Source organism: Actinomadura sp. NPDC049382 (assembly GCF_040677125.1).
Lineage (GTDB): Bacteria > Actinomycetota > Actinomycetes > Streptosporangiales > Streptosporangiaceae > Spirillospora > Spirillospora geliboluensis.
Genome location: NZ_JBFARO010000108.1, coordinates 1 through 10,071 on the forward strand (window position 1 = coordinate 1; position 10,071 = coordinate 10,071).

The 10,071-nt window shown below is 74.8% G+C and carries 12 protein-coding genes; 10 read left to right on the plus strand and 2 right to left on the minus strand.

The genetic code is table 11. From position 1 onward, the window contains the following. Positions 1-475: alpha/beta hydrolase fold domain-containing protein (locus AB0K34_RS36510; protein ID WP_364553364.1), on the plus strand; the 475-nt coding region annotated here is incomplete at its 5' end. A gap of 138 nt (positions 476-613) precedes the next feature. Continuing rightward, positions 614-868, plus strand: a complete 255-nt coding sequence (locus AB0K34_RS36515; protein WP_364553365.1) for a hypothetical protein — start codon at positions 614-616, stop codon at positions 866-868. Positions 869-917: 49 nt separating this feature from the next. On the opposite strand, the gene AB0K34_RS36520 is transcribed toward AB0K34_RS36515, so the two are convergent. Both AB0K34_RS36520 and AB0K34_RS36525 read right to left on the minus strand, forming a co-directional pair. Further along, on the minus strand, positions 918-2,564 hold the full coding sequence (locus tag AB0K34_RS36520) for a DUF885 domain-containing protein (protein WP_301177164.1): 1,647 nt from the start codon (positions 2,562-2,564) through the stop codon (positions 918-920). A gap of 75 nt (positions 2,565-2,639) precedes the next feature. Beyond that, the gene (locus AB0K34_RS36525) at positions 2,640-3,275 is read right to left on the minus strand and encodes a LysE family translocator (RefSeq protein WP_364553366.1); all 636 of its coding nucleotides are present in this window, start codon (positions 3,273-3,275) and stop codon (positions 2,640-2,642) included. Between the two features lie 6 nt (positions 3,276-3,281). Here AB0K34_RS36525 and AB0K34_RS36530 point away from each other — a divergent pair, with 6 nt between their 5' ends. From AB0K34_RS36530 to AB0K34_RS36565, 8 genes are all read left to right on the plus strand, one after another. Further along, a complete protein-coding gene (locus tag AB0K34_RS36530) occupies positions 3,282-3,869 on the plus strand; it encodes a hypothetical protein (protein WP_301177166.1) in 588 nt (195 codons plus the stop codon). Positions 3,870-4,350: 481 nt separating this feature from the next. Further along, positions 4,351-5,364, plus strand: a complete 1,014-nt coding sequence (locus tag AB0K34_RS36535; RefSeq protein WP_301177167.1) for a MoxR family ATPase — start codon at positions 4,351-4,353, stop codon at positions 5,362-5,364. Further along, positions 5,361-6,434, plus strand: coding sequence for a DUF58 domain-containing protein (locus AB0K34_RS36540; RefSeq protein WP_301177168.1), 1,074 nt, complete (start codon positions 5,361-5,363; stop codon positions 6,432-6,434). The genes AB0K34_RS36535 and AB0K34_RS36540 overlap by 4 nt, the downstream gene beginning before the upstream one ends. Continuing rightward, positions 6,431-7,378, plus strand: coding sequence for a VWA domain-containing protein (locus AB0K34_RS36545; RefSeq protein ID WP_301177169.1), 948 nt, complete (start codon positions 6,431-6,433; stop codon positions 7,376-7,378). The genes AB0K34_RS36540 and AB0K34_RS36545 overlap by 4 nt, the downstream gene beginning before the upstream one ends. A 72-nt stretch (positions 7,379-7,450) precedes the next feature. Then, entirely contained in the window at positions 7,451-8,065 is a 615-nt protein-coding gene (locus AB0K34_RS36550; protein WP_301177170.1) for a methyltransferase, read from the plus strand. Continuing rightward, complete coding sequence (locus tag AB0K34_RS36555; protein ID WP_301177171.1) at positions 8,062-8,631, plus strand: TrmH family RNA methyltransferase; 570 nt, start codon at positions 8,062-8,064, stop codon at positions 8,629-8,631. Before AB0K34_RS36550 ends, AB0K34_RS36555 begins: the two co-directional genes overlap by 4 nt. A 141-nt stretch (positions 8,632-8,772) precedes the next feature. Continuing rightward, the gene (locus AB0K34_RS36560; RefSeq protein WP_301177172.1) at positions 8,773-9,123 is read left to right on the plus strand and encodes a TraR/DksA C4-type zinc finger protein; all 351 of its coding nucleotides are present in this window, start codon (positions 8,773-8,775) and stop codon (positions 9,121-9,123) included. Then, the gene (locus AB0K34_RS36565; protein WP_301177173.1) at positions 9,123-9,923 is read left to right on the plus strand and encodes a rod shape-determining protein; all 801 of its coding nucleotides are present in this window, start codon (positions 9,123-9,125) and stop codon (positions 9,921-9,923) included. The genes AB0K34_RS36560 and AB0K34_RS36565 overlap by 1 nt, the downstream gene beginning before the upstream one ends. The last annotated feature ends 148 nt before the right edge of the window (positions 9,924-10,071 follow it).

Genomic DNA, 10,071 nt, shown 5'->3' on the forward strand with positions numbered 1-10,071 from the left:
CGAGGAACCCGTCGGAGACGGTGACGCCCGCGACCGGGCTCCGCACCGGGTAGCTGCGGATCAGCGAGGCCGTGACCGGTTCGGTCCTGCACGGCCGCCCCCGGCGGGACGGGACGATCATGCTGTCGGTGCCCCGCCCCGCGACGGCGTCGACCGGGCCCTGCGCGCCTACCTGCGCGGCGCCGACCGCACCCGCCCCGACGTCTCCCCGCTCCTGGACCCCGACCCCGCCGGCCTGCCCCCGGCGGTCATCGCCACCGCCGAGCACGACCGGCTGCGCCCGCAGGCCGAGCGGCACGCCGCCCGGCTCCGCGCCGCCGGCGTCCCCGTCACCCTCGTCGCCGGCACCGGCCTGGACCACGGCTTCCTCGGCTGGGGCGCGTTCGCGCGCCGCCCCGCCGAGGCCGTCGCCGAGATCGGCGCCGCCGTCCACCGCGCTCTCACCGCCGTTCCGGACGGCCCCGACATCCCCTGACCTCCTGTCCTTAAAGAGGCTTGCCCACCCCGTTTAACCCCCTTGACGTGGGAAATCACACAAGCAGGTCGGATTTCACCAAACGCCGCCGAAGGTCGAGGGAGGACCACCGACTTGCACAGGACCCATGAGATGCGGATGGTCCGCACCGGAGAGTCCGGACTAGAGGAATGGGCCTGTCCCACCTGCGGGCGCCGCATCCTGCTGCGGTGGCCGCCCCACTACGCCAAGAGCGTCCTGGACACCGGCGACCCCAAGGCCTGCCACATCGCCCGCACTCCCGACGAAACGCCTGCAGCGGCCGCCGGCGCCAGCCGCCGCCTCCACGAAACCGGCGCCGACGCACTCGGCGCCTCCGCCCGACCCCACGTCAACCCACCCGAACCCGTCTGAGCCCGTCCGACTCTGCCCGACGCGGCCACAAGCCCGGGAGACGGGACGCTCACGCCCCGGCGAGTTCGGTGCGCAACCGGCCCAGACCCATCGGCCCCAGATCCAGCGCCCGCCGGTGGAACTCCTTCAGGTCGAACGCCGCACCCGCCCGCCGCCGCGCCGCCTCACGCGCCTCCAGCCACACCTTCTCCCCCAGCTTGTACGCGATCGCCTGCCCCGGACGCCCCAGGTACCGGTCGATCTCGAACGCCACCACCGAATCGGGATCCGGGCCCTTGCGCGACCGCAGGAACTCGAACCCCAGCTCCGGCGTCCACCGCTCCCCCTCGTGGAACCCCGTCCCCTTCGGGATCGGCAGCTCCAGATGCAGCCCGATGTCCAGGACCACCCGCGCCGCCCGGAACCGCTGCCCGCCCGCCAGCATCCCCAGCCGGTGCGCCGGATCCGCGTAATGCCCCAGCTCGTCCATCAGCCGCTCCGCGTACAGCCCCCACCCCTCGCAATGCCCCGCGTGCAGCTCGCTCGACACCCGCTGGAACCGGTTCAGCCGCGGGTTCAGCACCGTCACCCCCAGCTGCAGATGATGGCCCGGCACCCCCTCGTGGAACATCGTCGTCGGCACCGACCACGTCACGATCTCCGCCGCCGGATCCTCCACCGTCCACCACACCGTCCCCGGACGCGACAGGTCCTCCGCCGGCGCCAGGTAGTAGATCCCCGACTCCACCGGCGGGATCCGGCACTCGATCCGCCGCAGCGGCGCCGGAATGTCGAAATGCACCCCGTCCAGATCCGCGATCGCCCGGTCCGCCAGCTCCTGGATCCACTCCCGGAACGCCTCCGCGCCCACCACCCGGTACGCCGGATCGGCGTCCAGCGCGGCCATCACCGCGGGCAGCGGCTCACCCGGCAGGATCTCCTCCGCCGCCACCGCCATCTCCGCCTCGATCCGCGCCAGCTCCTCCCAGCCCCACGCGTACGTCTCCGCCAGATCCAGCTCCGTCCCCAGGAACTCCCGCACGCCCAGCCCGTACCGGTCCGCGCCCAGCGCGTCCCGCTCCGGCGCCCGCGCCGCCAGCACACCCGTCAGGAACCCCGCGAACTCCACCAGCGCCGCCGACGCCGCCCGCACCGCCTCGCCCAGCGCACCCGCCAGCGGCCCCTCCCCGTACCGCGCCGCCAAACCCTCCAGATACGCCGGGAACTCCGCGCACTCCCGCGCGCTGCGCAGCACCTGCCGCCGCGCCGCGACCCGTCCCCGCCCGCACGCCTCCTCCAGCGACACCCGCAGCCCCGCCAGCGCGCCCGGCAGCGCCGCCAGCCGCGACCGCACCGCCTCCCAGTCGGTCTCCGCCCCCTGGTCCAGCAGCTCCACCGCCATCCGCAGCCGCTGGACGGGACCGTCGGTGGTGTCCAGGAACCAATCCCGCACCCCCGCCTCGTCCAGCGCCACCTCCACCTCCAGCCGGTCCCGCAGCACCGCCGCCGCGACCCGGCCCGCCTCCCCCTCCACCGGCACCCGCGCCAGCTCCGCCAGCGTCCGCCGCGACAACTCCGCCCGCGCCGCCGCCCCGTCCGGGCCGTAGTCGGTCAGCCGCGCGTCCTGCCCGGCGATCCCCATCAGCGCCGCCAGGCACGGATCCAGCGCGGCGAACTCGTCCGCGTACCGGCCGGCAAGGTCATCCAGTGCGGTCATCGCCCCAGGCTACGACCCGCACCACCAAAACTGATCATGAAAATGTGCCAAAAAACGTCATACCGCCCAGTGCCGTCACCGCGCCTCCACCGCCAACCGCACCCCCAACCCCACCAGCACCGCACCCGACACCTGCTCCAACCGCCGCCGCACCCCCGGCCGCCCCAGCACCCGCCGCGCCGCCCCCACCACCCACACCACCACCGCGTACCACGCCAAGTCGATCAGCGCCCACAGCACCGAGAACCCCACCAGCGTCCACCCCACCGGCCACCCGTCCGGCACGAACTGCGGCAGGAACGACACCGCGAACACCCCCGCCTTCGGATTGGCGAAGTTCGTCACCAGCCCCAACCGGAAACACCGCCACCCCGACAACCCCGCACCCCCACCCTCCACACCCTCCAGCCCATCCGACGCCCCGCCGCGCCGCGCCCGCCACAACGCCCGCACCCCGAACCACACCAGCACCACCGCACCCGCCACCCGCAACCCCTCATACGCCAACCGCGACGCCACCAGCAGCGCCGACAACCCCACCGCCGCCGCCAACCCCCACACCAGCACCCCCGCCTCGTTCCCCAGCACCACCGCCAGCCCGCCGCGGCGCCCCGACCGCACCGACTCACGCATGATCACCACCGTGCTCGGCCCCGGCGCCATCGCGATCAGCACCGCCGCACCCGCGAACGCCAGCAGACTCTCCACCATCCGCCCATGCTCGCCGCCCCGCACCAACCCGCGCAACGCCGATCCCCACCCGCCCGCACCCGGCGGGCAGACGATCACAGCGGCGCGCCGTCATCCCCTCCCGTACCCGACGGCGACGGCGTCGGCGGACTCGACGGCGACCGCGGCGGCCCCGAAGGAGACCGCGACGGCGTCGGCGACCGCGACGGCTGCTGGAACGTCGGCGTCGGCTCCGGAGGCGTCGGCGGCGGCTCCTCCGCCGTCGGCTGGCACGCGAACAGCACCGCCATCAGCAACGCCAGCACCAGCAACGCCGCCGCCAACGCCACCACCGCCGCCACCAGATTCCGCTCCGGCGGACGCTCCCCCGCCGGCACCCCGCCCGGCACCGGCGCCGCCGGACCCGGCCGCGGCGCCTCCAACGCCGGCTCCCCCGACCCCAGCCAGTACGGCTGGAACTGCGGACCACGCCGCCGCCCGCCCCACCACGCACGCCCCTGCCCCTGGAACACCACCGGCTCCAGGAAACGCTCAGCCCCCACCCGGTCGGGCTCGTACAACGTCGCCACCCACGGCGCCGGACCGTCCGGATGCGCCGCCACCACCGGCGCCTGACCACCCGCCCCGCCCGCGGCCTCACCCGGCCCCCGGCCCGGCACACCACCCGCCGCCGGCACCGCCGCGTTGATCGCCGCACGGAACCGGTCCCGCGCCGCCGCATCACCCGCCGCACCGCGGTTCAGCACCGCCACACTCGCGCGCCGCCCCTCACCGTCCACCCCCAGGAACACGATCCCGGCGGCCGACTCCGACAAACGCGCCGACAAACGGAACGGCCCCAGCTGAACAGGATCACCCGGCGGCAACGGCCTCGACATGGCCGCAACACTAACAACCAAGCCCCGCACTCGGCCCCAGGACGCCGACACGCCCGGCAACCCGCCCACCAGCGCGCCCCCGCCGCGGCACCCTGAACCGATCATCGCCCGAGCGCACGTATCCCGAACGAACGGGTACAAGTGATCGCGTAGGGTCGTAACACGCCCACCGGCACCCGACGGACAGGCCCACCAGGGACAGCGAGGGGACTCCCACCATGACCATCGCCACCGACGTCGACGAGGCCGCGGCGCTCCTGCAGAACACCCTCACCGAGGTCAAGAAAGTCATCGTCGGCCAGGACCACATGGTCGAACGCATGATCGTCGCACTCCTCGCCCGCGGCCACTGCCTCATCGAAGGCGTCCCCGGCGTCGCCAAGACCCTCGCCGTCGGCACCCTCGCCCGCGTCGTCGGCGGCACCTTCGCCCGCCTCCAGTTCACCCCCGACCTCGTCCCCTCCGACATCGTCGGCACCCGCATCTACCACCCCTCCACCGAGCAGTTCGACGTCGAACTCGGCCCCGTCTTCGTCAACTTCGTCCTCGCCGACGAGATCAACCGCGCCCCCGCCAAGGTCCAGTCCGCCCTCCTGGAGGTCATGGCCGAACGCCAGGTCTCCCTCGGCGGCAGCACCTACCCCCTCCCCAAGCCCTTCATCGTCCTCGCCACCCAGAACCCCATCGAGTCCGAAGGCGTCTACCCCCTCCCCGAAGCCCAGCGCGACCGCTTCCTGATGAAGATCGACGTCCACCACCCCGCCGCCCACGAGGAACTCCAGATCCTCCAGCGGATGAGCGTCGACCCGCCCGAAGCCGCCCAGCTCCTCGACACCGGACGCCTCGCCGGCCTGCAGCGCGCCGCCGAAGAGGTCTCCGTCCACGAACTCATCGCCGACTACATCGTCCGGCTCGTCATGGCCACCCGCGAACCCGAGCAGTACCGCCTGCCCGACCTGCGCGGCGTCATCGAGATCGGCGCCAGCCCCCGCGCCACCCTCGGCCTGGTCTCCGCCGCCCGCGCCCTCGCCCTGCTGTCCGGACGCGACTACGTCCTGCCCGACGACGTCCGCGCCGTCGCCGGCGACGTCATGTCCCACCGCCTCGTCCTCACCTTCGACTCCCTCGCCGACGGCATCGACCCCGCCGACGTCATCGCCCAGATCCTCGCCGCCGTCCCCCCGCCCCGCGTCGTCTGGAACCACGGAGCCGCGGCGGTGACCACCGCATGAGCCCGCGGCGCGCCGACCACGCGCACCCCGCCGCAGGCCACGCCCCCGCACGACGCCGCGGCGGGAGCGGGGGCAAACTCGCCCACCTCGCCCCCGAACGCACCCTGCGCCGCCTGGAACTCCAGGTCACCCGCCGCCTCGACGGCCTCCTCAACGGCGAGCACCTCGGCCTGCTCCCCGGCCCCGGCACCGAACTCGCCGAAGCCCGCCTCTACCAGCCCGGCGAGGACGACGTCCGCCACATGGACTGGGCCGTCACCGCCCGCACCACCACCCCCCACGTCCGCGACCTCGTCGCCGACCACGAACTCGAAGCCTGGTCCCTGGTCGACCTCACCCCCAGCATGGACTTCGGCACCGGCACCATGATCAAACGCGACCTCGCCGTCGCCGCCCTCGCCGCCGTCGGCTTCCTCACCGTCCGCCTCGGCGACCGCGCCGGCGCCTACCTCCTGCACACCGACGGCATGCGCCGCTGGCCCGCCCGCACCGGCAAGGCCGCCCTCTACGCCCTCCTGCAGTCCGTCCTGGACGCCCAGTCCGCCGGACACGGCCCCGGCTCCCGCACCGGCCCCACCGCCCCCCGCGACCTCGCCGCCGCCATCACCTCCCTCGACCGCGGCCAGACCCGCCGCGGCCTGCGCGTGGTCATCTCCGACTTCCTCGCCCCCGACGGCACCGACCCCCTCACCGGCCCCGCCGACCCCGGCCCGCACGGGCAGCCCGACTGGGAGCGCCCGCTGCGCCGCCTCGCCGCCCGCCACCAGGTCCTCGCCATCGAGATCATCGACCCCCGCGAACTCGACCTCCCCGACGTCGGACTCGTCGAGATGGCCGACCCCGAGACCGGGACCGTCCACGAGATCGTGCTCAGCCGCCGCACCCGCGAGCGGTACGCCGCCGCGGCCGCCGCCCAGCGCGAGCGCAACCGCGCCGCCCTGCGCCGCTGCGGCGCCCACCATCTCGTCCTGCGCACCGACCGCGACTGGATCGCCGACGTCGCACGCTTCGCCCTCCGCCAGCGCCGCGCCGCAGGCCGGCCCTTCACCACCGCGGGAGTGCGCCCATGACCTTCCTGTCACCCGAACGCCTCTGGCTCCTCGGCCTCCTGCCGCTGCTGGCCGCCGCCTACACGGTCCTGCAGCTGCGCCGCAGCAGGTACGCCGTCCGCTTCACCAACCTGGCGCTGCTGTCCCAGGTCGCCCCCCGGCGGCCGGGCTGGCGCCGGCACGTCGCCGCCGGCCTGTTCCTCATCATGATCCTGCTGATGATGGTCGGGTTCGCGCGGCCCGCCTCCTCCGTGAAGGTCCCCCGCGACCGCGCCACCATCATGGTCGCCGTGGACGTGTCGCTGTCGATGATGGCCAGGGACGTCTCCCCCAGCCGCTTCGACGCCGCCAAGGCCGCCGCCAAGAAGTTCATCGGCGACCTGCCCAGCCGCTTCAACGTCGGCGTCGTCGCCTTCGCCGGCAACGCCAACCTCGTCGCCGCGCCGTCCGCCGACCGGGCCGCCGCCATCGCCTCCCTCGACCAGCTCGCCCTGGCCAAGCGCACCGCCATCGGCGAGGCCGTCTTCACCTCCCTGCAGGCCGTCCGGTCCTTCGACGCCGAGGCCAGCCAGGACCCGCCGCCCGCCCACATCGTGCTGCTGTCCGACGGGGACAACACCACCGGACGCTCCGTCCAGGAGGCCGTCGACGCCAGCCGCGTCGCCCACATCCCCGTCTCCACCATCGCGTTCGGCACCCCCTACGGCACCGTCGACATCGAGGGCGAGACCACCAGCGTCTCGGTCAACAAGGAGACGCTCAAGACCCTCGCCGACAGCACCGAGGGCAAGGCCTACGAGGCCGCCGACGCCGGCCAGCTCGACGAGGTCTACGGCAACATCGGCACCTCCCTCGGCTTCCGGATCGAGCACCGCGACGTCGCCGCCCGCTACATCGGCATCGCGCTGCTGTTCGCCCTCGCCGCCGGCGGCGCCTCCCTCGCCTGGTTCTCCCGCCTGCCCTGACGTTTCGCCGCCCCCTAGGCCGCCCGCCCGAGCGGCTCGGGCGCCGCGTCCGCACTGATAGCGTCGGCGGACGTGGGGGATCACTACTTCGCCGAGCGGCCCGGCGCCGCCAGCCGGCGCCGCACCGTCGACCTCGTCCTGCCCGACCTGCACCTGCGGCTCGACACCGACAGCGGCGTCTTCTCCCCCGACCGGGTCGACCCCGGCACGCGCGTGCTGCTGGAGACCGTCCCGCCGCCCCCGCAGCACGGCGACCTCCTCGACCTCGGCTGCGGCTACGGGCCCATCGCCCTCACCCTGGCAAAGCGCTCCCCGTCGGGGATTGTCTGGGGTGTAGATGTGAACCGGCGAGCGCTGGAAATCGCTGAGAATAATGCTAAAGCCGCCGGCCTTGACAATGTAAGGTTCAGGCTGGCGGACGAGATCGACCCCGCGCTGCGCTTCACCGCGCTCTGGTCCAACCCTCCGATCCGCATCGGCAAGGCCGCCCTCCACGACCTCCTGCTCACCTGGCTCCCCCGCCTCACCCCCGAGGGCACCGCCCACCTCGTCGTCCAGAAGCACCTCGGCTCCGACTCCCTCCAGCGGTGGCTGACCGGCCAGGGCTTCCCCACCGAGCGGATCGCCTCCCGGTCCGCCTACCGCGTCCTGCGCGTCACGTCCCGCACGGAAGGCACCACCCGATGACCACCCGCGACCCGAAGAGCACCCCCGAGCCCGCCCCGGGCCGCCGGCAGCTGCGCGCCACCGACGTCAAGCGCCTCAACCGCGACTGGCGCCGCCGCACCGACGCCCGCCTCGGCCTGCTCGTCGAGTCCGTCACCCAGCCGTTCAACATGGGCTCGATCATCCGCAGCGCCGCCGTGTTCGGCGTCGAACACCTCTGGCTCGCCGGCAACGCCACGCCCCCCACCCACCGCGGCGTCGCCAAGACCGCCCTCGGCACCGACCGCCTCGTCCCCTGGGAGCACGCCGGCACCCCCGCCGAGGCCGCCGCCGCCGTCCGCAAGGAGGGCCTGCGCCTCGTCGCCGTCGAACTCACCGCCGACGCCGTCCCCCTGCACGACGCCCCCCTCGACGGCGACGTCTGCCTCGCCGTCGGCGGCGAGGACCACGGCTGCTCCCCCGCCCTGCTCGCCGCCGCCGACGCCGTCGCCTACATCCCCCAGATCGGACGCGTCGGCTCCCTCAACGTCGCCGTCGCCACCGCCATCGCCCTCGCCGAGGCCCGCCGCCGCGAATGGAGCGCCTGACCGACGCCTCCCGGCCCGGCCGTCTGCACCCTCGCACCCCCCGCAAATGGGTGCCCGCCCCCATGGTGGGCGCTGCCCCCTTGCCCCATGGTGGAGGTTCGCCACGTACTTTCCCCAGGCGACCGAAGGGAGCCCCTTGCGATGACGGTCAACGGCGCGGTCAACGGCGCGGTCGGCGACGCCTCCGGCGGCTACCCGCCGGGCGGCGCGGCGGCACGGCAGGCCCGCGAGCTCCTGGAGCGCGAGCGCCGCAACCGCATCGCCGAACTCGGTCTCCTGGACGGCGAGGGCCCCAGCGCCCCCGACGAGGCCGCCATGGCCCGCCGCGGCACCCTCCAGGGCAACCTGGAGGAGATCGACGCCGCCCTCGGCCGCCTCGACGCCGGCACCTACGGCCTGTGCGAGGACTGCGGCAAGCCCGTCCCCGAGGGCCGCCTGGAGATCATCCCGTACGCCCGCCGCTGCGTGGCCTGCCAGCAGCGACGGCGGTGATGACCGCCACCACCGCGGCACCCGGCGGCGCCCGCGCCGCCCTCGACCTCGGCACCAGCCGCATCCGCGCCAGCGTGCCCGCCCTGGACGTGATCGTCGACCGCCCCTCCGCGGTCGGCGACCACGTCCCGGCCCCCACCGGGCGCCGCCGCACCGCCCCCGCACGCCCCATCGAGCACGGCATCGTCACCGACGCCGGCGCCTGCACCCGGCTCACCCGCCGCACGCTGCAGGAGGCCGGGCCCGACCTGCGGCTCCGCCACATCCTGCTCGCCGTGCCCGCCGCCGCCAGCGGCGCCCAGCTCGGCCGCGCGGCCACCGCCGTCCGCGCGGCCGCCGGCTGCCCCGTCCGCACCATGGAGGCGCCCCTGGCCGCCGCCATCGGCGCCGGCGTCGGCACGGACGACCCCCGGCCCCGCCTCATCCTCGACATCGGCGCCGGCATCGTCGAGATGGCCGTCATCATGCGCGGCCGCGTGCACCTGGCCCGCTCCATCCAGTACGTCCCCGACCGGCAGGCCGGGCACGCCGTGCCCCGGCTCCCCGAGTACGTACGCGAGCGCCTCCCGGGCGGCGTCCAGCACCTGCTGGCCGACCTGCCCGCCCCGCTGCGCCGCACCGCCCGCGACGGCGGCCTCCTGCTCACCGGCGGCGGCGCCCGGCTGCCGTCCCTGCCCGGCCGCCTCACCGCCGAGATGAGCCTCACCGTCACCATCGCCCGCGACCCCGCGCGCGCCACCATCCGCGGCCTCGCCCGCGCCTGCCGGTCCCCCGACCTGTGGCGGCTCGCCCGGGCCTGACCGGCCGCACCCCAGCACCCCAGCACCGGCACGCTACGATCGGCCCGTGCAGTTCCTCATCCGTGCGTAGGACGCCCCGACGCCGCCGCCTCGGCGCGGCGGCCTCCGGCGTCCCCATGAACCGCCCCACCGCGGGCCTCCCGATGAG

Coding starts and splice junctions, on each gene's coding strand:
- AB0K34_RS36515 (WP_364553365.1), top strand. CDS start 614: ATGGTCCGCACCGGAGAGTCCGGACTAGAGGAATGGGCCTGTCCCACC.
- AB0K34_RS36525 (WP_364553366.1), bottom strand. CDS start 3,275: ATGGTGGAGAGTCTGCTGGCGTTCGCGGGTGCGGCGGTGCTGATCGCG.
- AB0K34_RS36555 (WP_301177171.1), top strand. CDS start 8,062: ATGACCACCCGCGACCCGAAGAGCACCCCCGAGCCCGCCCCGGGCCGC.
- AB0K34_RS36565 (WP_301177173.1), top strand. CDS start 9,123: ATGACCGCCACCACCGCGGCACCCGGCGGCGCCCGCGCCGCCCTCGAC.
- AB0K34_RS36530 (WP_301177166.1), top strand. CDS start 3,282: ATGCTCGCCGCCCCGCACCAACCCGCGCAACGCCGATCCCCACCCGCC.
- AB0K34_RS36560 (WP_301177172.1), top strand. CDS start 8,773: ATGACGGTCAACGGCGCGGTCAACGGCGCGGTCGGCGACGCCTCCGGC.
- AB0K34_RS36535 (WP_301177167.1), top strand. CDS start 4,351: ATGACCATCGCCACCGACGTCGACGAGGCCGCGGCGCTCCTGCAGAAC.
- AB0K34_RS36540 (WP_301177168.1), top strand. CDS start 5,361: ATGAGCCCGCGGCGCGCCGACCACGCGCACCCCGCCGCAGGCCACGCC.
- AB0K34_RS36520 (WP_301177164.1), bottom strand. CDS start 2,564: ATGACCGCACTGGATGACCTTGCCGGCCGGTACGCGGACGAGTTCGCC.
- AB0K34_RS36545 (WP_301177169.1), top strand. CDS start 6,431: ATGACCTTCCTGTCACCCGAACGCCTCTGGCTCCTCGGCCTCCTGCCG.